Annotated in this window: 21 protein-coding genes; 8 read left to right on the top strand and 13 right to left on the bottom strand. The window is 68.4% G+C overall.

Annotation, left to right across the window (positions count from 1 at the left end; all coding sequences use genetic code 11):
- Positions 1 to 122 precede the first annotated feature (122 nt).
- On the top strand, positions 123 to 560 hold the full coding sequence (locus ACWAT3_RS09510) for a hypothetical protein (RefSeq protein WP_460797898.1): 438 nt from the start codon (positions 123 to 125) through the stop codon (positions 558 to 560).
- Between the two features lie 84 nt (positions 561 to 644).
- On the opposite strand, the gene dnaB is transcribed toward ACWAT3_RS09510, so the two are convergent.
- The gene (dnaB, locus tag ACWAT3_RS09505; protein ID WP_460797896.1) at positions 645 to 2,039 is read right to left on the bottom strand and encodes a replicative DNA helicase; all 1,395 of its coding nucleotides are present in this window, start codon (positions 2,037 to 2,039) and stop codon (positions 645 to 647) included.
- Between the two features lie 504 nt (positions 2,040 to 2,543).
- On the opposite strand from dnaB, the gene ACWAT3_RS09500 reads away from it, so the two are divergent.
- From ACWAT3_RS09500 to ACWAT3_RS09490, 3 genes are all read left to right on the top strand, one after another.
- Positions 2,544 to 3,671, top strand: coding sequence for a hypothetical protein (locus ACWAT3_RS09500; protein ID WP_460797895.1), 1,128 nt, complete (start codon positions 2,544 to 2,546; stop codon positions 3,669 to 3,671).
- Positions 3,672 to 3,763: 92 nt separating this feature from the next.
- The gene (locus ACWAT3_RS09495) at positions 3,764 to 3,994 is read left to right on the top strand and encodes a hypothetical protein (RefSeq protein ID WP_460797893.1); all 231 of its coding nucleotides are present in this window, start codon (positions 3,764 to 3,766) and stop codon (positions 3,992 to 3,994) included.
- Positions 3,995 to 4,243: 249 nt separating this feature from the next.
- Positions 4,244 to 5,239, top strand: a complete 996-nt coding sequence (locus ACWAT3_RS09490; RefSeq protein WP_460797891.1) for a DNA topoisomerase IB — start codon at positions 4,244 to 4,246, stop codon at positions 5,237 to 5,239.
- A 10-nt stretch (positions 5,240 to 5,249) separates the two neighbouring features.
- Here ACWAT3_RS09490 and rplI read toward each other — a convergent pair whose 3' ends face one another.
- From rplI to ACWAT3_RS09445, 9 genes are all read right to left on the bottom strand, one after another.
- A complete protein-coding gene (gene rplI / locus ACWAT3_RS09485) occupies positions 5,250 to 5,702 on the bottom strand; it encodes a 50S ribosomal protein L9 (RefSeq protein WP_460797889.1) in 453 nt (150 codons plus the stop codon).
- 11 nt (positions 5,703 to 5,713) lie between these two features.
- Entirely contained in the window at positions 5,714 to 5,968 is a 255-nt protein-coding gene (gene rpsR, locus ACWAT3_RS09480) for a 30S ribosomal protein S18 (RefSeq protein WP_071641238.1), read from the bottom strand.
- Between the two features lie 26 nt (positions 5,969 to 5,994).
- Positions 5,995 to 6,495: a single-stranded DNA-binding protein gene (locus ACWAT3_RS09475; protein WP_429458995.1), complete on the bottom strand. Its 501-nt coding sequence runs from the start codon at positions 6,493 to 6,495 to the stop codon at positions 5,995 to 5,997.
- Positions 6,496 to 6,500: 5 nt separating this feature from the next.
- The gene (gene rpsF, locus ACWAT3_RS09470; protein ID WP_429458997.1) at positions 6,501 to 6,866 is read right to left on the bottom strand and encodes a 30S ribosomal protein S6; all 366 of its coding nucleotides are present in this window, start codon (positions 6,864 to 6,866) and stop codon (positions 6,501 to 6,503) included.
- Between the two features lie 152 nt (positions 6,867 to 7,018).
- A complete protein-coding gene (locus ACWAT3_RS09465) occupies positions 7,019 to 8,419 on the bottom strand; it encodes a DUF6716 putative glycosyltransferase (RefSeq protein ID WP_460797887.1) in 1,401 nt (466 codons plus the stop codon).
- The gene (locus ACWAT3_RS09460) at positions 8,416 to 9,288 is read right to left on the bottom strand and encodes an N-acetylneuraminate synthase family protein (RefSeq protein ID WP_460797885.1); all 873 of its coding nucleotides are present in this window, start codon (positions 9,286 to 9,288) and stop codon (positions 8,416 to 8,418) included. The genes ACWAT3_RS09465 and ACWAT3_RS09460 overlap by 4 nt, the downstream gene beginning before the upstream one ends.
- Before the next feature lie 84 nt (positions 9,289 to 9,372).
- Positions 9,373 to 10,641, bottom strand: a complete 1,269-nt coding sequence (locus tag ACWAT3_RS09455) for a cytidylyltransferase domain-containing protein (RefSeq protein ID WP_460797883.1) — start codon at positions 10,639 to 10,641, stop codon at positions 9,373 to 9,375.
- Positions 10,638 to 11,987, bottom strand: coding sequence for a polysialyltransferase family glycosyltransferase (locus tag ACWAT3_RS09450; RefSeq protein ID WP_460797881.1), 1,350 nt, complete (start codon positions 11,985 to 11,987; stop codon positions 10,638 to 10,640). Before ACWAT3_RS09450 ends, ACWAT3_RS09455 begins: the two co-directional genes overlap by 4 nt.
- On the bottom strand, positions 11,984 to 12,955 hold the full coding sequence (locus ACWAT3_RS09445) for a glycosyltransferase family 2 protein (protein WP_460798561.1): 972 nt from the start codon (positions 12,953 to 12,955) through the stop codon (positions 11,984 to 11,986). Before ACWAT3_RS09445 ends, ACWAT3_RS09450 begins: the two co-directional genes overlap by 4 nt.
- A 168-nt stretch (positions 12,956 to 13,123) precedes the next feature.
- Here ACWAT3_RS09445 and ACWAT3_RS09440 point away from each other — a divergent pair, with 168 nt between their 5' ends.
- The 3 genes from ACWAT3_RS09440 (at position 13,124) to ACWAT3_RS09430 (ending at position 17,971) form a co-directional block, all read left to right on the top strand.
- Entirely contained in the window at positions 13,124 to 14,080 is a 957-nt protein-coding gene (locus tag ACWAT3_RS09440; RefSeq protein WP_460797879.1) for a hypothetical protein, read from the top strand.
- A complete protein-coding gene (locus tag ACWAT3_RS09435; protein ID WP_460797877.1) occupies positions 14,077 to 15,210 on the top strand; it encodes a hypothetical protein in 1,134 nt (377 codons plus the stop codon). Before ACWAT3_RS09440 ends, ACWAT3_RS09435 begins: the two co-directional genes overlap by 4 nt.
- Positions 15,211 to 15,373: 163 nt before the next feature.
- A complete protein-coding gene (locus tag ACWAT3_RS09430; protein WP_460797876.1) occupies positions 15,374 to 17,971 on the top strand; it encodes a carbohydrate-binding protein in 2,598 nt (865 codons plus the stop codon).
- A 129-nt stretch (positions 17,972 to 18,100) separates the two neighbouring features.
- Here ACWAT3_RS09430 and ACWAT3_RS09425 read toward each other — a convergent pair whose 3' ends face one another.
- The 3 genes from ACWAT3_RS09425 to ACWAT3_RS09415 are packed head-to-tail and all read right to left on the bottom strand — an operon-like array spanning position 18,101 to position 21,345.
- Positions 18,101 to 19,450, bottom strand: coding sequence for an ABC transporter substrate-binding protein (locus ACWAT3_RS09425; RefSeq protein WP_460797874.1), 1,350 nt, complete (start codon positions 19,448 to 19,450; stop codon positions 18,101 to 18,103).
- 20 nt (positions 19,451 to 19,470) lie between these two features.
- Positions 19,471 to 20,388, bottom strand: a complete 918-nt coding sequence (locus ACWAT3_RS09420; protein WP_460797873.1) for a carbohydrate ABC transporter permease — start codon at positions 20,386 to 20,388, stop codon at positions 19,471 to 19,473.
- A 15-nt stretch (positions 20,389 to 20,403) separates the two neighbouring features.
- The gene (locus ACWAT3_RS09415; RefSeq protein WP_460797871.1) at positions 20,404 to 21,345 is read right to left on the bottom strand and encodes a carbohydrate ABC transporter permease; all 942 of its coding nucleotides are present in this window, start codon (positions 21,343 to 21,345) and stop codon (positions 20,404 to 20,406) included.
- A 138-nt stretch (positions 21,346 to 21,483) separates the two neighbouring features.
- On the opposite strand from ACWAT3_RS09415, the gene ACWAT3_RS09410 reads away from it, so the two are divergent.
- Positions 21,484 to 22,743, top strand: coding sequence for a Gfo/Idh/MocA family protein (locus ACWAT3_RS09410; protein ID WP_460797869.1), 1,260 nt, complete (start codon positions 21,484 to 21,486; stop codon positions 22,741 to 22,743).

The following is a 22,743-nucleotide window of genomic DNA, read 5'->3' as shown; positions in this document are numbered from 1 at the left end:
CGGCGTTTGCTTCAGCCGCACGGCCGGGCGACATGATCAGGAATCGAGAAGTGCAGCCGTTCCGCTGTCCCTAGGTTGGAACCAGACGCCACCCCCAGAGCACCACGACGAAGGAGCATCCCATGGCTACGAAGAATGACGGCCTCTCTGCCGACGAACGCGCAGCGGTCAAGCAGCGCGCGGCGGAGCTGCGCGCCGAGGCGAAGGCGGGCAAGACCCGCGAAGTGGGCGAGAAGGCGCTCCGCGAAGCGGTCGCCGCACTGCCCGATGACGACCGTGCGATCGCGGAAGGCATCGACCGCATCGTGAAGGATGTCGCGCCGCATCTGTTCCCGAAGACCTGGTACGGATTCCCCTCGTACGCCGATGCGAACGGCAAGATCGTGGTCTTCTTCAAGCCCGCGTCGAAGTTCGAGACGCGCTACCCGACGCTCGGCTTCGAAGAGGCCGCGCAGCTCGACGACGGCGACCTGTGGGTGACGTCCTTCGCGCTGAAGGCGCTCACTCCGGAGACCGAACCTCGCGTCACCGAGTACATCCGCAAGGCTGCGGGTTCCTGACGGTCGGCGACGGCCCCGGTCGGTGCACCGGCCGGGGCCGCTCCGCGTGTCCCCGGCTCCAGATGGCGCTGACAGCCGCGGCGACTAGTGGAAGTCGCCTCCGCCGCCACCGCCGAAGTCGCCAGGCGCCATGTCCGCGAAACGCGAGTAGTGCCCCTGGAAGGCGACCTGGATCGTCGCCGTCGGACCGTTGCGGTGCTTGGCGACGATGAGGTCGGCCTCGCCGGGACGCACGTCCTTGTCGTAGACCGAGTCGCGGTGCAGCAGGATCACCATGTCGGCATCCTGCTCGATCGAGCCCGACTCGCGAAGGTCGCTGATCGCAGGCTTCTTGTCCTGCCGCTGCTCGGGGCCACGGTTCAGCTGGCTCAGTGCGATCACGGGCACCTGCAGCTCCTTGGCGATGAGCTTGAGGCTTCGTGAGAACTCCGAGACCTCCTGCTGGCGCGACTCGACACGCTTGCCGGATGTCATCAGCTGCAGATAGTCGATGATGACCATGCGCAGCCCTTCGCGCTGCTTGAGCCGTCGACACTTCGCCCGGATCTCGACGAGGGTCATGTTCGGACTGTCGTCGATGTAGAGCGGCGCGTCGTTGATCCGCCCGCGGGTCGCAGCGACCGTGGTCCAGTCGCGCGGGTCGAGCGTTCCCTTGCGCATGCTCTGCAGCGGGATCTGGCCTTCGGCGCTGAGCAGACGCATCGCGATCTCGCTCTTGCCCATTTCGAGGGAGAAGAAGATCGACGGGATGTTGTGGCCGATGGATGCCGCGCGAGCGAAATCGAGGGCGAGGGTCGATTTGCCCATAGCGGGTCGCGCCGCGACGACGATCATCTGCCCGCCGTGCAGGCCGTTGGTGAGCTCGTCCAGCTCCTTGAACCCGGTCGGGATGCCGGTCATCGAACCGTCGCGGCCGTTCGCGGCCTCGATCTCTTCGAGCGCGGCATCCACCGCGACCGTGAGCGGGACGTAGTCCTCCGCCGTCTCGGACCCCGTGACCGAGTAGATCTCGGCCTGAGCGTTGTTGACGAGATCGGTGGCGTCACCCTGGCCGTCGTACCCGAGCTGCACGATGCGCGTGCCGGCGTCGACGAGGCGCCGCAGAATGGCACGCTCGGACACGATGCCGGCGTAGTAGCCGGCATTGGCCGCCGTCGGAACGATCGAGGTGAGCGTGTGCAGGTAGTCCGCGCCGCCGGCGCGGCTCAGCTCGCCGGTCTTGATGAGCTCGTCAGTGACGGCGACGACGTCGGTCGGTTCGCCGTGCGAGTACAGCGACAGGATCGCTTCGTAGATGAGCTCGTGCTTGGGGATGTAGAAATCCGCGCCCTTGAGCGTCTCGATGACGTCGGCGACAGCATCCTTCGACAGCAGCATGCCGCCGAGCGCGCTCTGTTCGGCGAGCAGATCGTGAGGCGGGGTCCGCTCCGGCGTGCGGCGCTCACCGAGTCGTTCCTCCGAGATGTCACTGATCGACACAGGGCTCCCTTCGGTGCGGTGAACATATGGGCCGGAAGCCCCGCTGCGACGACGTCCGGGGCTGAACACAGAGAACCACGGACTTCGGACATCTCGTCGCTCGATAACGCTAGAAGCGACGTTCTCCACATGCAACACGGCCTGTGGATAACTCTGTGGAGAGCTTGCGGAGAACCTCGGAGTGTCTGTGTAGAACGGCTGTGGATAACACTGTGGGACAGTCATCGATGAACCAAAATATTACGCTGGGATCAGGTTTTTCCTGATTCCCCAGGCTGTGGATGGAATTCAGTCTCAATGGTCGCTTTAAGGTTTCCCCAGCTGGGGACACATGTGCACAACTTGGGGAAAGTCAAGTCCCGATTCGTCCGGGCGCGTCATGGAAGGAAGGACGGCGAAACAGAGGCGCCGCAGGCTCTGGACAGTCGCCGGTCGGCCGGAGTAACCTCGGCGCAGCGGCGCGCAGCGCGCCGACAGCGTTTCGCTTCGGAGGGGGAGGTGAGCGTGGCCTCCACATCAGTCAGACACCGACTGTCGCACGGTGTCCTGTGGAGCGCGTTCGGCATCCTCGCCTGGACCGCGATCACCCTCCTCGCGAGCCCCGGCGCAGCGCATGCTTCCGACGAGAGTGCGGATGCCGCGGGTCTGACCGCCGTGGTCAGCGGCGTGACGGACACGGTCGCCGATGTGGTCGCGCCCGTCACGGATGCCGTCGAGGACATCGTTCAGCCCGTCGTGACCGAGGTGGTCGAGCCGGTCGTGTCCGAGGTCGTTCAGCCGGTCGTCGAGGACGTCGTTCAGCCGGTCGTGGCGCCGGTCGTCGAGGACGTGGTTCAGCCGGTCGTGGCGCCGGTCGTCGAGGACGTCGTCAACCCGGTCGTGACGGACGTCGTCCAGCCGGTCATCGAACCCGTGGTGACTCCGATCGTGAAGGGCGTGGTCAGCCCCGTCGTGACGGACATCGTCCAGCCGGTGGTGACCCCGGTCGTCGAAGGCATCGTGCAACCGATCGTGACGGACGTCGTCCGCCCGATCGTGGATGACGCCGTCCGCCCCATCGTGGCGCCTGTCGTCGACGACGTCGTCCAGCCGATCATCGGCCCGATCGTCACGCCGACCTCCCCGACCACCCCGATCGTGGGCGGCACCCGTCCGGACGTGGTCGTCGCCAGCCCCACGACGCCGTCCTCGCCGATCTTCACACCTACGACGCCAGACGTCTCCTTGACCGCTGACGCCATCCGCACGGCACCGCCGACAGCCACACAGACGCTGCCCGCACCCGACGCCTCGTCGCTCGCAGAGACGCCCGCCACCGCGGCATCCGATCCCGAGTTCACCCGCATCGTGGCATCCGCATGGCCGGCAGCGAGCCCTTCGGTGGCCGCACCGACGCCGGTCGGTCAGACCGGCAGCCCCGGCGCTCCCGCCTCCGACAGCGCGGTGCTGCCCGTGAGCACCTCGACCGCTCCGACCTCCGCCGCCGGCCACGGCGGCGGCTCCTCCACGGACAGCGCTCGCCTCGGCGACGCCTTCCCCAACCCGCTCCACGGCTGGATGCGGACCCACAGCGTTCCGGACGACGCCCTGCCGTCGTCACCGGTCGCCGGCACCGACGTCTCTCCTGACTGATCGGTGATCGCGCCGTCCCTCGCGGACGGCCATGCGGTGCTGCGCGCACGTGCGCGCGCCACCCGGATCACCCCTCGGTCAGGAGCTGAACCATGCCCGCTTTCCCCTCGCACGCTCTGCGTGTCCCCGAATCTTCCGAGGCCGGGGCCTCCGCCGTCGTACCCATGCGGGAGATCCCCCAGGTCTCCCGCCAGAGCCCGGCTCCCCAAGCCGACTCGGCTCCCCAGGCCGAACCGGCTCCGGCGGCGGAGGACCCCAACATCGAGACGGTCGACGCCCACCCCCAGCGCCGACCAGCACGGTTGCGCCCCGGTTCGGCGTAGCTCAGGACGCCGGACCGGGTCGGCGTCCTCGGGGGAGGAGCCGCCGATCCCGTCCGGTCCGTGCGCGCGATGAACGGCCGGGCCACCCGACCCGTGCCTCCACGCTGCCGATAATCGGCACGACCGCGTGCACAACAGGCGGATGCCCCGAGTTCGTCCCTCGGGGCATCCGTCGCGCGCTCCACGCCCCTTCTCAAGCCCCTTGACGGCCGGACACCCGCGCGGTCTGCTGTGACCGAGGAGGTGGACATGCCGCGCATCCATCGTGTCGACCCGGCATCCGTACCGGGCATCCGTCGAGTGCGCTCACGCGACCGCTTCCGCTATCTTCACCCGGATGGCACGGCCGTGAGCAGCGACGACCGCAAGCGCATCGCCGCCCTGGTGATCCCGCCGGCGTGGACCTCCGTCTGGATCAGCCCCGACCCCGACGGGCACCTGCAGGCGGTCGGAACGGATGCCGCGGGGCGGCGTCAGTACCTCTACCACCCGGCCTGGCGCACGCGCCGCGATGGGCAGAAGTTCGAGCGGGCGCTGCGGCTCGCAGCGGCCCTGCCTGCACTGCGAGCCCAGGCCACGCGTGCCCTGCGTTCCGACGATGACCGCGCCCGCGTGCTCGCGGTCGCGTTCCGCCTCCTCGACCGCACCGCGATCCGCGTCGGGTCTCCCGGATACCTGCGCCGCTACGGGACCCGAGGACTCACGACGCTGCGGTGGGCGGAAATCACCTGGAACGACGCGAACATCACGCTGTCGTTCCGCGGCAAGATGAACCTCGTCCATACGATCGCGTTCGACGACGAGGACCTCGCGGCCTGGATCATGATGCATCCGGCGCATCCGCCCCGGGCGTTCCTGCTGCGGTACAGCGTCGGGCGCCGGCGCCGTGCGATCGGTCCCGCCGATGTGAACGCGTTCCTCGCGGCATCCGCGGGCGAGCCCTTCACCGCGAAGGACTTCCGCACGCTCCGCGGCACGACGACGGCAGCGCTGATCCTCGCCGAGCAGTCCGACGAGGATGCCGAGGTCCGCGAGCGCGCTGCCGTCGATGCTGTGGCCGCAGCTCTCGGGAACACCCGAGCCGTCGCCAGGGCGAGCTACATCGATCCTCGTGTGCTGGCCGCCGCGCGGAAGGGCCGATTCGTCGACACGAAGCAATCGCCCGAGAACGCCCTGCTCCGGCTTCTCGGCCGCACACCCGGAGACGACGAACGCCGCCCTCCGAAAGGAGGACGGCGTTCGTGAGGATCGCGCCTTACTTGGCGGCGACGACCTGCAGGGTGATGACAGCGGTCACGTCGTCGTGCAGACGAACCGTGGCCTCGTGCTCACCGGTCGCCTTGATGGCGTTGGTGATGTGCACCTTGCGCTTGTCGATGCTGCCGAGACCAGCGGCCTCGACGGCGTTCGCGACGTCGGCGGTCTTGACGGAACCGAACAGGCGACCCGTCGCGCCGGCCTTGACGGCCAGACGGACCTTGGTGCCCTCGAGCTTGTCCTTGAGCGCCACGGCCTCGTCGCGGTCGTGGATCGCACGCGCCTTGCGGGCGGCCTGGATCTGGTCGACCTGCTTTTCGCCTCCACGGGTCCACGCCGTAGCGAAGCCCTGGGGGATGAGGTAGTTGCGGGCGTACCCGTTCTTGACCTCGACCACGTCACCGGCGCTTCCGAGCCCGGCGACCTCGTTCGTGAGAATCAGCTTTGCCATGTCCGTACCCCTCAGCGGCCAGCGCCGGCGTAGGGCAGGAGCGCCATTTCGCGCGCGTTCTTGATCGCCTTGGCGATCAGACGCTGCTCCTGAACCGAGACACCGGTGATACGACGGGCGCGGATCTTGCCACGCTCCGAGATGAACTTGCGAAGGGTCGCGACGTCCTTGTAGTCAATGACGCCGACCCGGATCGACTTCGCGGGAGCGGTGGGCTTGCCACCCTTCCGCGGCTTGCGGCGGTCGCCGCTCGACTTTCCAGCCATGGTTTTTCCTTAAATGAAGTGTTTGTTCAGAACGGGGTGTCGTCGCCGAAGCTGCCCGGAGTGCTCCAGGCGTCAGCGCTGGTCGACGAACCGGGTGTGGACCACGGCTCCTCGGATACCTGCTGCTGCGGACGCGACTGCCCGCCACCGGCGCCACCACCGGAAGCCGCACGCGTGACCTGTGCCGTCGCGTAACGCAGCGACGGTCCGATCTCGTCGACCTCGAGCTCGATGGCCGTGCGGTTGTTGCCCTCACGGTCCTGGTACGAGCGCTGACGCAGACGGCCCTGCGCGATGACGCGCATGCCCTTCGTCAGCGACCCGGCCACGTGCTCGGCGAACTCGCGCCAGACGGACGCGCGGAGGAACAGCGCTTCGCCGTCCTTCCACTCGTTCGCGGCACGGTCGAAGTTGCGCGGCGTCGATGCGATGGTGAAGTTCGCCACCGGCAGCCCGTTCTGCGTGTAACGCAATTCGGGGTCGGCCGTGAGGTTTCCCACCACGGTGATGACGGTTTCGCCGGCCATGGGTCTTAGGCCTTCGCAGCCTTGGACTTGCGAGCGGCCTTCTCCTCGGAGCGCTTCGCCTCCGCGGCAACCATCGCCTGAGCCTCTTCAGCACGCAGCACCTTGGTGCGCATGATCTGCTCGTTGAGGCCGAGCTGACGGTCCAGCTCCTGGGTGGCCTCGCTGGTCGCGGTGAAGTTCACGACGGCGTAGATGCCTTCGGTCTTCTTCTGGATCTCGTAGGCCAGACGGCGCTTACCCCAGATGTCGACCTTGTCCACAGAGCCACCATCGTTGGTGATGACCTTGAGGAACTTGTCCAGTGTCGGGGCGACCTGGCGCTCGTCGATCTCGGGGGTCAGAATGACCATGAGTTCGTACTGGTGCGTCACTTACCCACCTCCTTCGGACTAGAACGGCTTCCAAGGATTTCCTGGAAGCAGGAGGGTGTGTGCACGTGTCCGCCCTGGAATCCGAATGGATGCCGGCAGGCAGACAACCGTGACAGTCTACCGGAGTTCCGGGCGTGTCGCGAACCGACGAATCATCGGCGCAGCGAGTCCGCGTGCGGGGCCGGTTCCAGAGTGAAGTCGGTACCCGTCTCGGACCACGTGTCGGCCGAGGTGCGACGACGAGACAGGATGCCGCGAACGAGCGGCGCTCCGATCGCCAGCGCCACGGCGCCGCTGAGGCTGCGATCGGCGGAGCCGAGGACGCTCTTGCGATGCCACGCCTCGTGCAGCGCGCCGCCACGCGGCGGCGGCACGGGTCGCGGCGCGAGCTCGCCGGCACGCCGACGGGCGATGAGCGTCTCGACATCGCGCCACCAGCCGGACTCGGATGCCGGGTGGAAGTAGTTGTCCCACATCCAGCCGGGATGCGGATGCCGGAACTGCCGCCGCAACACCTCTTCGCCGCCGCCGAGCAGGCCGCTGCCGATGAACACGGTGTTCAGCAGCGACTTGCGCACGCCGAACGTGTCGAGGGCGATGACGGGCACGCCGGCGGCGAGCGCCTCGATCGCCGCGGTCGAGCTCACCGTCACCAGGCCCTCGGCACGCTCCAGCGCGACGGACATGGGCTGGTAGGAGAACACGAGGTTGTCCGGACGGGACCGGAACAGGTCGGTATACGCGTCGTGCTCGAGGTGCGTCTCGGCCTCGCCAGGGCGCGATCGCAGTTTCACGACGACCCGACGGCGCGGATCGGCCTCAGCCGCCCTGACCAGGATGTCGGCAACCGCCTGACGCTCGTGGCGCTCGACCGGGACCATGGCCTGCGCGGCGAACACGAGGTCGGTCGCCGGCGGACGCAGGGTCGCCTGTGCCCCTGCCGTTCCGACCGGGCGTCGAGCGAGCACCGCAGTGCCGACCGAGCCGGAACGCGCGTGCGACCGAGAGGCCGTCGCGACCCTTTCGACCCGCTCGACGAACGCGGGTCGCTCCGACGGTGCGGCATACGGCAACGTCGCCAGCCCCAGCGGGACGTCGACGCCGATGCGCGCGCCGAGCTCCGCGAACGCGCGCCGCTCGCGGTGCGAGTGCAACACGACCAGATCGCAGTGCTTCCGGTACTCCAGCGCTCCGCGCTGGGCGGGGATCGACATCCCCGGCAGTCCTCCGACGACGACCGGCCGCTTCTCGAGCCGGTCGATCTGCGCGCCGAGCAGCCGCACGAAGGCGCCGCGTCCCGCGAGGACCACGGCATCCGGCTGGTGTCCGGCGAGCCAGCCGCGGACCTCGTCGAACGAGAGCCGGGTGACCTCGGCATCCGTGAAGCCGGTGCCGGCCAGCGCCGCGCCCTCCTGGGCGCGGCTCACGGTCAGCGGGGTCGTCACGACGAGCAGATGCCGACGGATGCCGTCGACACCCGCCAGCAGCGATGCCGACCACTTGACGAATGAGTCGGCATCGGCGATCGCGACGACGCGGAGGCGGGCGCTCATGCCGGTACGCGGCGCAGCTTCGCCATCGGGGCGAGTTCGCCGGGGAACACGCGCTTGATGCCGTCACCGAGCGCCGTCTCGATCACGCGGATGTCGCGGACGAGGTGGTCGAGGCCCGTGGGCTCGAGCGAAGCGGCGTGGTCCGAGCCCCACATGGTGCGGTCGAGCGTGATGTGCCGCTCCACCGCGACAGCGCCCATCGCGACGGCGGCCAGCGAGATCTGCAGTCCGCGCTCGTGGCCGGAGTATCCGACCGGGATGCCGGGGTACCGGTCGCGCAGCGACGCGATGACCCGCAGGTTCGCCTCTTCCGGCTCCATCGGGTACGTCGAGGTCGCGTGCATGAGGACGACGCGGTCGGTGCCGAGCACCTCGAGCGCTCGGTCGATCTGGTCGAGCGTCGACATCCCCGTGGAGAGGATCACCGGCTTGCCCGTCGCGCGCAGCGCTTCGAGCAGCTCGGTGTCGGTGAGGCTGGCGGAGGCGACCTTGTGGGCGACGACGTTGAGGTCCTCGAGGAAGTGCACGCTGGGCACGTCCCACGGCGAGGCGAACCAGTCGAGGCCGAGCATGGTGGCGTGGTCGCCGATCGCGATGTACTCGTCGCGGCCGAACTCGACCCGGCGGCGGTAGTCGAGGTAGGTCATCGTGCCCCACGGCGTCTCGCGCGGCACATCGCGCATGTGCTCGGGGGTCGAGATCTCGGGTGTGCGCTTCTGGAACTTCACCGCGTTCGCACCGCTGCGGGCTGCGACGTCGATGAGTCGCTTGGCGAGTTCGACATCGCCGTTGTGGTTCAGTCCGATCTCGGCGATCACGTAGACGGGGTTTCCGCCGCCGATCACGTGTGATCCGATGCTTACGGTCATGTCGTCCTCCAGTCGTGAAACCCTGTCTCTCCTGGGTACGCCGCGCCGGTGAACGTCACGCGACCTGGCGGTTACCGGCACCGGTCACCGAGGCAACACCCTCTCGACCAGTTCGCGAACAGCACCCTGCCCGCCGTTGCGGTTCAGCACCACCCGCGCCTGTTCCCGCACGGCCGGATGAGCGTTCCCGACGGCCACCGGCCATCCGACGATCCGCATGGCGGGGAGATCGTTGACGTCGTTGCCGAGGTACGCGATCTCGCTGAGCGCGATGCCCTGCTCGGCCGCCCAGCCGGTCAGCGCGGTCGCCTTGTCGTCGATGCCGTGCAGCACCGGCACCCGGAGCTTCTCGGCGCGAGCCCGCACGACCGGGTTGGTCTCGGTCGACAGGATGAGCATCGGGATGCCGGCGCGACGCAGCAGCGAGACCCCCATGCCGTCCTCCCTGCTGACCCGCACGTGCTCGCGCCCCTCGCTGTCGACGAGCGCCGTGTCATCGGTGTGCACGCCGTCGAAGTCGGTCACGACCGCTCGCACGTCGATGCGATCCTCCTTCGGGTCGACGAGGCCGGCGACGGCTGCGGCCATCGCGAGCTGATGGGCGTCGTCGATCTCGACCGCGGTCTGCTCCGGCACCTCGACGATCCCGATCCGGCCGAAGAAGCGGTGCCCGGCGGTGCGGAATCCGGCGGCGGTGAACGCGTAGAACGCCCCGGTCTCGAGGTAGTGCGGCTCGCGCTCCTGGCGCCTGGGGCGGTGCGCCGCGTCGTGGTTGATGGCCGCCGCCGCGCCGCCCTCGTCGCGACGCCACAGGAACCCGTAGGTCTCGTGCGCCGAGAACACGCTGTCGAAACAGTCATCGGCGATGAGTGCGACGGCCTCGTCGATCCCCCCGGACGGGATGAACGGCGATGTCGCCTGCACGAACACCACGGTGCCGACGCGGATGCCGGAGCCCTCGAGCTCGTCCAGCGCATGCAGGACCGCGCTCTCGGACGAGGCCGTGTCACCCGAGAGCTCCGCGGGCCTAGCGACCACGCGTGCGCCGGCGGCGGTCGCGACCGCGGCGATCTCGGCATCGTCGGTGGAGACCACGACGAGGTCGACTCCGGATGCCGCGGTCGCCGCGCGCACGGCGCGTTCGACGAGCGGCAGCCCGCCGACCCGTCGGAGATTCTTGCGCGGCACCTGCTTGGAGCCGCCCCGTGCCGGGATGATCGCCACCGTCGATGCTGGTGCTGCGCCCCCGTGCTCGTGCTCGTGCTCGTGCTCGTGCTCGTGCTCGTGCTCGTGCTCGTGCTCGTGCTCGTGCTCGTGCTCGTGCTCGTGCTCGTGCTCGTGCTCGTGCGTCATCTTCCTCGTGCCGCCTTCCATGCCCGTCCGGCGCGTCGCCGTGCCCCCGCCACCGTGAGACGGATCTCCTCCGCGCGCCCCACTCCGCCCCGCGAGCGGAGCATCCGCGCCACGATGCGCTCCCTCGGCGCACCGGGAAGCCCGAGCGCGATGAGCCGGTCGGGGGCGAAGTAGCGGTCGCGTTCCGCGGCATCCATCGTCTGCAGCAGCTGCTCGGCCCGCGGCCGAAGGTGAGCGGCGATTCGCGGCTGCATGGCGTAGCCGACGGCGTCGATGAGCAGCTGCAGCCGCTCGGGATCCCGGTAGCGCGAGTCCGCGCGCGTGAGCGCGTCGACGAGGACGACCGGCACCCTGTTGCTGTTCTCGTACGGCGCCAGCCGCGCGAGTACGGTGTCGAGTCCCGCGGAGGCGATGGGCCGGTCGTACAGCGTGCGCACTGTCGGGAGGGCCGTGGAGAAACCGGCGACGACGACTGCGGCATCCAATCGCTCCGCCACGAGCTCGGCCGGGGTGGGTCCGTCGTACTCGACCAGCGTCACGCCGTGCCGGCGGGCGCGCTGGCGCAGCGCCGACGTGACCGCCGGTGGCGCGGACGGATGCGGTTTGAAGACGATGCGCGTCGGATTCCACGCCATGGCCCGGTCGATCATCTGCTGCTGCATCGCGATCTCTTCGGATGGGGCCACGAGTCCGAGCGCCGCGAGGTACTGGCCGAGCACGAGCGCCGTCGGCGTCCCATCGGCGAGAGCATCCAGGTCCGGATCGGGCACGACCGTCTCGGCGAGTGCGGTCCGGAACGCGTCGGCAGGCACGGGCACCCGCTGCGCCCCTGCCTCGCTGAAGACGAGGGGTGCGACGCCGGGCACGACGTCGGCGTAGACGACGCGGCCGACGCGTTCGACCACGGTTCGGCCGAGATCGACGCGGATCGGCGAGTAGGTCATCAGCCCGTCGCCGATGATCGTGATGCGTGCGTTCGGGAACAGTGAGAGGAGCGTCTTCGCCGGTGCGACCTGAGGGCTCTGCACGCAGAGCTCGATGTCCTCGTCGAGATCCCAGGCGCGAGTGAGCAGCCGCCGCAGGATCGGCAGGTCGGGCGCGTGGGGTTTCCACGTGGACGGATGCCGCGGCGAGAGCAGTTCATCCAGCGATTCGGACCTGGCGAACCGCGCCCGCAGCGTGGCGAGGCTCTGCTGGGCGTCGATGCCGGTGGCCGTCTCCGGGATGCGCGCGGTGTTGACCGGCAGCAGGACGTTCTCGTGAGTGTCGTCGAACAGAGCTGCGTCGATCGCGGCGGCCGCTGTCGCAAGCCCATATGCGCTGTGCAGCATGAAAAGTCGGGTCATGCTCGCTCCGCCCGTCGCAGGCTCCGCGCCAGCACCCGGCGTCGGGGGCCGTCGAGTCGGGACAGCGCTGCCTCGGCCTGGTCGGCAGGCAGGCGCGCGAGGAGCTCCCGGATGCCGCTGCGCATCTCCCGCCGCAGCACCGGTGTCATCCGGCGCGAGCGCACGAGGTGGTGCGAGCTCAGCGCGAGCACGGTCCACACCGCCTTCGGCAGGAACTGCTGAGCCTCGGCATCCTGCTCCACCGTGTCGAGCACTGCGGCGAGCGCGCGGGTGAAGTCGAGCTGTCGGCGGTCGCGGACCTGCGTGAGCGAGGTCGGCAGACCGCGGCGGTAGAGCAGTGCGGGAGCGTCGACGACGGCGAAGGAGCGCGCGTGCAGGTGAAGGCGCCAGATCCACGGGCGGTCCTCGGCCGTGAACAGACCGTCGTCGAAGACGGCCAGCCCCCGATCGATGAGCCGACGGTGGAATATGCCTGCCCAGGCATACGGGTAGTCGACCATGGTGGTGTCGTCGGCCGGCAGAATAGCGTCACGCGGCGAGGCGACCCGTCCGCGCCAGGCGTACGGCGCGCGGACGAGGGAGCGCTTGATGCCCGTGACGCGGACGTGGTCGGTGCGCAGGAAGTCGCACTCGAGCTCGTGGAGGCGGCCGGTGAGCACGCGCAGCCGACCCGGCTGCATCCAGTCGTCGCCGTCGATGAAGCAGAACGCCTCTCCTTCGACGTGGTCGAGGCCCTGGTTGCGTGCGGTCGCCAGCCCGAGGGGTTTCGGGTTCGCGATGACCTCGGCGTGCCGGAAGCGATCGGCGTACGCGCGCATGATCGCCCCGGTGCCGTCCGACGACCCGTCGTCGACCGCGACGAGCTTGAGGGCGTCCGAGTCCTCGAACTGGCGCGTCAGGGTCTCGAGCGTCGTGCTGATGTAGGGCGCGGCATCCTTCGCGGGAAGGATCACGGTGACGAGTGGCATGCGCACGGCGGGCATGGTGACACGCGCGCGTTGCCGGGAGGCGACCGCGCGGTGAACGGCCGGTGCGGAGCCCGGTCGGCCGGTTCGCCCGTCGAGTGCGGGGCCGGCCGGTGCGGGGGCGGTGTCGGCCCCAGCGTGGTCGCGTCGGGCGCCGGGTACCGTTGAGGCATGGAGTGGGTGGCGGATCCCGAGTCGGTGGGCGCATGGCTGCGCGAACGCATGAACGACCACGAGTACGTGCCGCACGGGTTTCCGGCGTACGCCAGGGTGTTCCATCCCGCGCGCGTGCGCTCGCTTCCGGGCCGCCCCGTGCCCGACATGGACGAGTGGGTGCGGACGCCGGATGCCGAGCAGCAGCGTCTGATCGCCCTGTTCGACGATCGCGAGATCACCTGGGCCGACACGGCTGCGGCCTTCGGCACGACGATGCATCCGCTCGCGCAGTGGCAGCGGATCGTGCGGACGCCCGAGGGCGCGGGCTGGGAGGTGCGCATCGCTCCGGACGGACGCGAGTTCACGTCCCCCGAAGAGGGCAGCATGGCGCCCGAGCTTCTCGCCGCGCTGGCCGCGCACCTCGTTGCACACACCACGACTCCGGATGCCGGATTCGCCGCCGTGTGGGAAGGATGGGGCGACATCGTCGGCGCTCTCAAGTCCGCACCGTCACGGTCCTACCTCGGGTTCCTCGGCGACCCGAACCACCAGGCTGTGCTGGACCAGAGCTTCCACGACCGGTTCAACAACCCGTATGCGAAGCCGACGTGGCACCCCGGCACCCTGTCCGACGAGATCTCGAAGGGCGCGCGGCTCGAACTGCCGGATCGCGACCACGTCCTGTTCTCCGCCGCGCCATCGGTGTTCGCCGACGCCGGTTGGGTTCACGAAGCACCCTGGACCGACCGGACGCGCGAGGAGCAGGGCTTCGAGCCGCGCACCGAGCACCCCAGCATCCTGTGGCCGACGGATCGCGCCTGGGTGATGGTGAGCGAGATCGATTTCGACTCGACCGTCGTGGCCGGATCCGAGGACCTCGTCGCCGCGATCTGCGCGGACGAGCGACTGGAGGCCCTCCTGATTCCCGAGGGCGCCGATCTCTCGTGGACCGGTGACGAGGTCAATCGGTGAGCCAGTCCCAACCCGCCGTCGCTTTCGACGCGAGCCCGCTCACCGAGCCGGTCGACCCGGCCGCGGTGAGCGCGTTCGTCGCCGAGATGCGCGCGCGGCGATCCGGCGCCGGCATGACCGCGGGCGCCATCATCGGAATCATCATCGGCGTGCTCTGCGTCGCGATCGCGCTGCCGATCGTGATCATCTCGTTCGTCGCGATGGCGACGCAGGGATTCCCCGCAGCGGCGATCCTGCCGTTCGCGATCTTCGGCATCCTGTTCGCCGCGATCGGCGCTCTCGCCCTCGTCACCCATCGGCGCGGGCGCGTGGCGCGGTATCGGTTGAGCCGGTTCGCGGCCGCGAACAACATGACTTACGAGGATCGGGTGGACAATCCTGGCCTGCCGGGCATGATCTTCCAGAACGGGAATGCGCGGCGCTCGACCAGGCTGGTGCGCGGGCACAGCCCCCGCTTCGTCGAGTTCGGCAACTACCAGTACACGATCAAGCACGGCAAGAGCTCGACGACCTACCACTGGGGGTACGTCGCGGTGAAGCTGGACGTGCCGCTGCCGAACATCGTTCTGGATGCCGTGGGCAACAACGGGTTCGGGTCGAACCTGCCGGCATCCTTCGACAAGGATCAGCACCTGTCGCTCGAGGGCGACTTCGATCAGTACTTCACGCTGTACTGCCCCGCCGGGTACGAGCAGGATGCGCTCTACCTCTTCACCCCCGACATCATGGCGCGGTTCATCGACAGCGCCGCCCAGCTGGATGTCGAGATCGTCGACGACTGGCTGTTCCTGTACACGCAGCGTCAGGCGTCGACGCTGGATCCGGCGACATGGGCGTGGTTGTTCGGTGCGGTCGGGGCGCTGATCACCAAGTTCGACCAGTGGGCGCGCTGGCGCGACGAGCGACTGCGGGCGAGCCAGAACGCGGCTGTGAGCCTCGGTGCCATGCCCGACTCCGGCGCCGTGGCGCCCGGCATGACCGGCCTGCCGTTCGCGCCCCCGGTCGGGATGATCACTCCGCCGCCGGGAGTCGCCCCCTCGGGTCGGCGCCTGAAGCGTCGCACCCGCTGGGTGTGGATCGGTGTCGTCGCTCTCGTCGTGGTGATCAACATAGTGCTCCGGATGCTGTGATCCGCTGATCCGCTACTGCCCGAATCGGGCGCACCGCCGATTCGCCAGGAAATGCCTCTCGACAGACTCGAAGCGCTTCGATAGTGTCGCGAACGGTCGAAGAAGACCGTCCACGAACACGACAGGAGTGTTTTCCGTGAGATTCAGACGTTCCCCGCTTGCGATGTCCGTCACCATCGGGGCTCTGGTGCCGCTCGCCTTCGTCGCTCCGGCCGCACAGGCCGCGGCATCCGATGCGCCGGCATCCGACTACACCTGGTCCAACGCCGCGATCAGCGGCGGTGGCTACGTTCCCGGCATCATCTACAGCCAGACCGAACCCGGACTGGTCTACGCCCGCACCGATATCGGCGGGGCGTACCGCCTCGATCGGGAGACCGACCGCTGGGTGCCGCTGCTCGATCACGTCGGCTGGGACGACTGGAATCGGCTCGGTGTGCTCAGTCTCGCCACCGATCCGGTCGACCCGAACCGCGTTTATGCCGCCACCGGTATGTACACCAACGACTGGGATCCGAGCAACGGCGCGATCCTCCGATCGGACGACTACGGGGCGACCTGGGAGGCGACACCACTGCCCTTCAAGGTCGGCGGGAACATGCCGGGGCGCGGCATCGGCGAGCGCCTGCAGGTCGACCCCAGCGACAACGACGTGCTGTACTACGGCGCAGAGCAGGGTCAGGGGCTCTGGCGCTCGACGGATGCCGGCGTGAGTTTCGAGCAGGTCGCCGCGTTCCCCAACGTCGGCGACTTCGTTCCGGAGCCCGGCTCGGACAACTCGTACCTGACCTCGAACCTCGGCGTGCTGTGGACAGCGTTCGACACGACATCCACCGCCGAAGGCGAACCGACCCGCACCCTTTTCGCAGCGGTCGCGGACACCGACGACATCCTCTACCGCTCGGATGACGCGGGAGCGACGTGGCAGCCGGTAGCGGGGGCACCGACGGGATTCCTGCCGCACGACGGGATCATCGACGAGGCGAGTCGATCCCTGTACATCACCACCAGCAGCACGTCCGGGCCCTACGACGGGTCGGATGGCGACGTCTGGCGCTACGGTCTGGACGACGGCTCCTGGACGGACATCACGCCGACGCAGCGTCCGGTCGGCGGCGACTTCGGCTTCAGCGGCCTGACGATCGACCGCAGCGACCCCGACACGATCATGGTGGCGACGCAGATCCAGTGGTGGCCCGACATCCTGATCTTCCGCTCGACCGACCGTGGCGCGACCTGGACGCCGATCTGGGACTACGCCTACGGCGAGGACGGCGCGGCGACCATGACGCGTCGCTACGAGCAGTCCATCGACGGGGTGCCCTGGCTGTCGTTCGGCAAGGAGGTCGGCGAGCCGATGGCGTGGGCGGAGCCGACGCCGAAGCTGGGCTGGATGACGTCGGCGCTCGAGATCGACCCGTTCGACTCGGACGAGCTGATGTACGGCACCGGGGCCACGATCTACCGCAGCGAGGACCTCACCGCCTGGGATGAGCCGGGCGGCGTTATTCATATCACCCCAGAGGCATACGGCATCGAGGAGACCGCGATCCAGGAGGTCGTGGCGCCGGCGGGCGACGTCGATCTCGTATCCGCGATGCTCGACCTCGGCGGCTTCGTGCACGACGATCTCGAGACCGTGCCGCAGAGCTTCCGCGACCCGTACTTCGGGGGCGGCACGAGCGTCGACGTCGCAGGGCGCGCATCGAACGTCATCGTACGGGCCGGCACCGATGCCGGTGGTGCGCACGTCGTGGCGGCGTCGACCGACAGCGGCGAGAACTGGACGACCTCACCCGCGGCGGACGGCGCCAGCGGTCCGGGCACCGTCACGGTCAACGCGGACGGATCAGCGATCGTCTGGGCGCCGACCGGAGCGGCGGCGCGCGTGTCCACCGATGGCGGCGCGACATGGGCAGAGTCCGATGGCCTCCCGGCGGGTGCGCGCGTGGAGAGCGATCGAGTCCTGCCCGCGCGCATGTACGGCTTCGCCGCCGGGACCTTCTACCGGTCGGAGGATGCCGGGGCGAGCTTCCAGGCAGTGAGCGAAGGGACGTTGCCCACGGCAGGTCCGGCGCGCTTCCAGGCGATGCCCGGCTCGATCGGCGACGTGTGGCTGGCCGGTGGAGAGGATGACAGCACGTACGGCCTGTGGCGATCGAGCGATGGCGGTTCGACCTGGACCGCGGTGCCGGGCTTCGACGAAGCCGACACGATCGGGTTCGGCAAGTCGGCTACGGGAGCGGGCACACCCGCGATCTACACCGCGGCGTCCCGCGACGGCGTGCGCGGGGTCTTCCGGTCGATCGATGACGGGGCGACCTGGCAGCGCATCAACGACGACGAGCACGAATGGGGATGGATCGGCGCCGACATCACCGGTGACCCGGACGTGTTCGGCCGGGTCTACATCGCGACCAACGGTCGTGGAATCGTCGTCGGAGACGACGCCGCATCGGCCGAGGCGCCGGCGGACTGGTCCGCGACGACGATCTACGACGACGGGGATGTCGTGACCCACGGCGACTCCGTCTGGATCGCCTCGTGGTGGACGCGTGGGCAGGAGCCGGGGTCGAAGCGCAACGGCGCCTGGCAGGAGATCTCGGCGACCGCCGACGGCATCGCTATCTGGACGGCGAGCCGCGTGTTCGACACGGGGGACATCGTCGGCCTCGATGACGGCATCTGGCGCGCGAAGTGGTGGACCCGCGGCGAGGAGCCGGGGTCGAAGCGCAACGGCGCCTGGGAGCAGATCGGGTAGCGCCGGCATCCTGACCCCGAGCCCTGGCGTTCCCTGCAGAGCTCGGGCCGAGATGACGCGACCGTTGTGAACCGCCTCGAGATCGTCGTCCCGCAGCGCCGCGTCTGAAGCGGCGCTGCGGGACGACGCTCACTCGTCCGCGGCATCCTCTCCCGCGTTCTCGAACAGCTTGTTCACCTGATCGTTGGCCGTCGTCAGCGAACCGGCATCCGCCTGGCCGGTCAGGATCGAGTCCATCGCGGGCTTCATGATCCCGTCGATCTGCGCGGCGTTCGCCGTGATCGGGAAGAGGAAGGTGGTCCCGTCCGTGACGTGCTCGGTGAAGGCCGAGACGTCGAGCCCGCGCTTCTCATAGGCGGCGACGGCGCGATCGGCCGAGGAGAGGATGGCGGGGAACACCACGCCCTGATCACCGATGACGTCCTGGCAGGCGGGTGAGCCGAGGTACTCGACCCACTTCTTCGACCCCGCCAGGTTGTCGGTGCCGACCCAGATCGAATCGGCCAGCCCGTTGAACATGGAGGCGCGCTCGCCCTCGGGTCCGATCGGGGTCGGGGCGATGCCGAGATCGATGCCGTCATAACTCGCGTACTGCCCGATCATCCAGGATCCGTGCGAGTTGATCGCCGCGCGCCCTGCGCCGAAGTTGTCGGGCATCGATGCGCCGATCGTCGTTTCGAGCCGAGGCATGTACCCCTTCTCGATCAAGCCGGCCCACCACGTGATCGCGCTCTGGAAGCGCTCGTCGTCGTAGTTGTAGTGGTCGCCCCACGGGTTCTCGTTCGTGTGGCTCCACCCCGTGGTGCCGGTGAACCAGCTCCATTCGGCCTGGCCCATCCCCGACCCTGAGTTCGCCAGCCCCATGCCGTACACCTCGACATCGTTCTTGTCGAAGCCCTCCTCGTCGCCGCGCACGCCGGCGGAGTCGATCGTGAGATGCGCGATGACCTCCTCGAGGGTTCCGCCGTCCTCGGCGTTCCAGGTGAGCTCGGCCATCTCGTCCTCGCCGATGCCGGCGTCCGCGAGCATGTCGCGGTTGTAGAACAGCGCGATGGTGTCCCAGTCCTTCGGCACGCCGTACCGCTGACCATCCTGCCCGACCCAGAGATCGGCGAGACCATCGGCATACCGATCGAAGTCGACCTCCGTGTCATCCAGCGGGACGAGCTGTTCGAAGCGCAGGTAGTCCGGGTACTTCGACAGATGGTTGGTGAACACGTCGGGTGCGTTCTCGGCGACCATCCCGTTGGTGAGCTTTCCCCAGTAGTCGTCCCAGCCGAGCTGCGTGACCTTCACCGTGAGATCCCCGTTCGCGGCGTTGAAGTCCGCGGCGCACTGCCGATAGCCGGGGAGCTGGTTCGCGTCCCACAGCCAGTAGTCGATGACGTTCGGGTCATCCCCGGCGGCGCATCCGCCGAGGGCTGCGACCGACAGCACGGCGAGAGCGCCGGCTCCGACCCTGGTGAACGTGCGACTCATGATCCGATGTCCCTTCATGATCACTTCAGTCCGCTGAAGCCGATGGAGTTGACGATCCGCTTGCCGAAGACGGCGAACAGGATCAGCACCGGCACGGCCGAGACGAGCGTCGCGGCCATCAGGCCGGACCAGTCAGGGGCGCCCTGCGGCGACTGGGATTTGAACGTGCCGAGCCCGACCGTGAGCACGCGCGTGCTCTCGTCCGACACGAGCAGCGGCCAGAAGTACTCGTTCCACTGCCCCATGAACGTCAGCAGCGCCAGCGTCGCCAGCGGCGCCGCCGCGTTGGGCAGCACGACCTGCACGAAGATGCGCCATTGCGATGCGCCGTCGATCATCGCGGCCTCTTCGACCTCTCGCGACATGTTCAGGAAGAACTGCCGCATGAAGAAGATGGCGAACGGGGTCATGAAGATGTACGGCAGGATCATGCCGAACATCGTCCCCAGCAGCCCCAGGTTCTTGATCAGCAGGAAGTTCGGCAGCGCCGTGAAGATCGGCGGCACGAGCACGGTCGCGAGGAACAGCCCGAACACCAGGTCGCGGTGCTTCCAGCGCAGTCGCGCGAACGCGTAGGCCGCCATCGAGCTGAAGAACACCGCGCCGGCGGTGGTCAGCGTGGCGAAGATCGTGGAGTTCAACAGGTACTGCCAGAAGTTGATCTCCGCGCCCGAGCCGCCCTGCGCGAGCGCCTCCTCGGTGGACTGCAGCCCGAAGACACGGGCGAACGCGCCCAGGTTGACGTCGACGGGGAGCAGGCTCGACGAGTTGGCTGCGAGGCCGCTGTTCATCGACAGCGAGGTGCGCAGCACCCAGTAGAACGGCAGGATGCTGATCGCGATCGCGATTCCCAGGCAGATCCAGCCGAAGACGGCACCCCAGGTCACGCGCCGTCGGATGCGGCGCCCCTGGGTGACGATGGTCGTGGTCGTGGTCATGGCCTCTTCCTTTCGCTACGCCAGGTCGGATTCATTGCCGCGGAGGAGCTTCATCTGCACGAATGCGACGATGCCCAGAATGATGAACAGGATCATCGCCAGAGCGGACGCGTAGCCGAACTCGAGCTGCGTGAACGCCTTCTGGAAGATGTAGTACTGGATCACCCTGCTCGCGTTGACCGGGCCACCCTGCGTGGTGACGGCGACGGTGTCGAAGACCTGGAAGGATCCGGTCACCGTGAGGACGAGCACCAGCGCGATCACCGGCCGCAGCAGCGGCAGCGTGATCCGGCCGAACGTCTGGAAAGGATTCGCGCCGTCCAGCTTCGCGGCTTCGTAGACCGTGCCGGGGATCGCCTGGAGCCCCGCGAACAGCAGCAGCGCGGTGTAGCCCATGTGCCGCCAGGTGTTGATCAGGGCCTGCGTCGGGATAGCCCATTCCGCACTGCCGAAGAAGGCGACGCGGGGCAGCCCCAGCCACTCGATGATGTTGTTCACGATGCCGAGCTGGTAATCCAGCATCCAGAACCACAGCAGTGCGGCGATGACGTTCGCCATGAGATACGGCATCAGCAGCATCCCTCGTACGGCGGTCGAGCGCGCGACGTGCTGCATGAGAAGCGCGAGCCCCAGGGCGATCGCGGTCTGCAGAACGATGTTGATGACGACGTACTGCACCGTGACGCCCAGAGCGTTCCAGAACAGCGGGTCATGGGCGAGGCGTTCGTAGTTCGCCGTGCCGACCCACGTCGGGTCGTCCAGCACGCTGTATTCGGTGAAGCTGAGGTACAGGCCGCGGATGGTCGGTACGAAGTAGAACAGGATCAGACCGATCAACGCCGGGGCGATGAAAAGCAGGGCGGTTTTGAGATCACTTCGCGTTCTTCGCGTTCTCGCTCCCCCGTCACGCGTCGCTCCGCGACGCCCGAGGACGATCGTGCTCGTTGTCATCTTCATACTCCGTCGTTATGCGATGATCAGGATGCCCGTGAAGTTACACGAGTCACTATCCGGGCGCAAGGGCAAGTTCTGAATTGCTTTTCCGCGGAGAACCAGCGGTTGACTCGTGTAACCGCCTGTGGAAGACTCTCGCGCATGACACACCAGACCTTCTCCCTCGGCATCGTCGGCGCAGGGCAGTTCGCGGGCCAGTTCGCGAAGCTCTTCAACGCCCACCCCTTCGTCTCATCGGTCGTCGTGACCGACGTCCTTCCCGAACGCGCGACGGAGCTCGCCGAACGCGAGCACCTCGCCGGTACCGTCGAGGACTTCGACGAGCTGCTCGCATCCGACGTCGACGCCGTCGCGATCTTCACGCAGCGCTGGACGCACGGCCCGCTCGTGGTCCGCGCGCTGCGCGCAGGCAAGCACGTGTACTCCGCCGTCCCGATGGCGATCAGCGAGGACGAGATCGCGGCGATCATCGAGGCCGTCCGCGAAACAGGGCTCACATACATGATGGGCGAGACGAGCTACTACAACCCGGCGACCGTGTACGCCAGGGGGCGCAAGGCCGAGGGCGCGTTCGGTCGCATCTTCTACGCCGAGGGCGACTACGTCCACGACATGGACCTCGGCTTCTACGCCGCCTACCAGTACAGCGGCGGCGAGGAGTGGAAGAGCACAGCCAGCTACCCGCCCATGCTCTACCCGACGCACTCGGTCGGGGGCGTGATCGGGGCCATCGGCTCTCACGCGGTCAGCGTCAGCTGCATCGGGGTGCGCGACGACCGCGGCGACGGCGTGTTCGACCGCGAGGTCAGCATGTTCGACAACGACTTCTCGAACGCCACCGCTCTGTTCGAGCTGGACGGCGGCGGAAGCATGCGGATCAACGAGTTCCGTCGCGTCGGCTACCCGTCGCACCTGCGCGAGTCGCGGTTCCGCTACTTCGGCACGGAGGGCAGCTTCGAGCAGCTCGTCGCCAACGCCGTCTGGCAGAACAAAGAGGGCTACGAGGACGTCTCCGAGCTCCTCGAGACGAAGCCGTCGATGTCCGCGGACGACCCATCGCTCGCCGGGGTGGACCCCGCGCTGCGCGACGCGTTCATCTCCGGACTCGCCCCCGTGCACGACGCGTCACGACTGCCCGAATCGCTCAAGCGCCTGCCCAGTGGCCACGAGGGCAGCCACCACTTCCTCGTGGACGACTTCGCCACGGCCGTCGCGACGCGCACGCTGCCGCCCGTGAACGCGTGGGAGGCCGCGCGCTACACGCTGCCCGGCATCATCGCGCACCGCTCCGCGCTCCGTGGCGGCGAGCGTCTGTCGATCCCGGACTTCGGCGACGCTCCGGCTCAGCTCGACGTTCCGGTCGACGACGACGGACGGCTGGCCGAGGCCGCGCGCGGCTAG

The organism is Microbacterium sp. GXF0217, assembly GCF_054798195.1.
This window is presented reverse-complemented; position numbering and strand designations above follow the sequence as displayed.

Bases quoted from the DNA above. Each gene is read 5' to 3' on its own strand.
- ACWAT3_RS09450 (WP_460797881.1), bottom strand. From the start codon at position 11,987: ATGACCCGACTTTTCATGCTGCACAGCGCATATGGGCTTGCGACAGCG.
- ACWAT3_RS09420 (WP_460797873.1), bottom strand. From the start codon at position 20,388: ATGACCACGACCACGACCATCGTCACCCAGGGGCGCCGCATCCGACGG.
- ACWAT3_RS09425 (WP_460797874.1), bottom strand. From the start codon at position 19,450: ATGAGTCGCACGTTCACCAGGGTCGGAGCCGGCGCTCTCGCCGTGCTG.
- ACWAT3_RS09415 (WP_460797871.1), bottom strand. From the start codon at position 21,345: ATGAAGATGACAACGAGCACGATCGTCCTCGGGCGTCGCGGAGCGACG.
- ACWAT3_RS09430 (WP_460797876.1), top strand. From the start codon at position 15,374: ATGTCCGTCACCATCGGGGCTCTGGTGCCGCTCGCCTTCGTCGCTCCG.
- ACWAT3_RS09460 (WP_460797885.1), bottom strand. From the start codon at position 9,288: ATGACCGTAAGCATCGGATCACACGTGATCGGCGGCGGAAACCCCGTC.
- rplI (WP_460797889.1), bottom strand. From the start codon at position 5,702: ATGGCAAAGCTGATTCTCACGAACGAGGTCGCCGGGCTCGGAAGCGCC.
- ACWAT3_RS09475 (WP_429458995.1), bottom strand. From the start codon at position 6,495: ATGGCCGGCGAAACCGTCATCACCGTGGTGGGAAACCTCACGGCCGAC.
- ACWAT3_RS09445 (WP_460798561.1), bottom strand. From the start codon at position 12,955: ATGCCACTCGTCACCGTGATCCTTCCCGCGAAGGATGCCGCGCCCTAC.
- ACWAT3_RS09490 (WP_460797891.1), top strand. From the start codon at position 4,244: ATGCCGCGCATCCATCGTGTCGACCCGGCATCCGTACCGGGCATCCGT.
- rpsR (WP_071641238.1), bottom strand. From the start codon at position 5,968: ATGGCTGGAAAGTCGAGCGGCGACCGCCGCAAGCCGCGGAAGGGTGGC.
- ACWAT3_RS09495 (WP_460797893.1), top strand. From the start codon at position 3,764: ATGCCCGCTTTCCCCTCGCACGCTCTGCGTGTCCCCGAATCTTCCGAG.
- ACWAT3_RS09410 (WP_460797869.1), top strand. From the start codon at position 21,484: ATGACACACCAGACCTTCTCCCTCGGCATCGTCGGCGCAGGGCAGTTC.
- ACWAT3_RS09455 (WP_460797883.1), bottom strand. From the start codon at position 10,641: ATGACGCACGAGCACGAGCACGAGCACGAGCACGAGCACGAGCACGAG.
- ACWAT3_RS09440 (WP_460797879.1), top strand. From the start codon at position 13,124: ATGGAGTGGGTGGCGGATCCCGAGTCGGTGGGCGCATGGCTGCGCGAA.
- ACWAT3_RS09465 (WP_460797887.1), bottom strand. From the start codon at position 8,419: ATGAGCGCCCGCCTCCGCGTCGTCGCGATCGCCGATGCCGACTCATTC.
- ACWAT3_RS09510 (WP_460797898.1), top strand. From the start codon at position 123: ATGGCTACGAAGAATGACGGCCTCTCTGCCGACGAACGCGCAGCGGTC.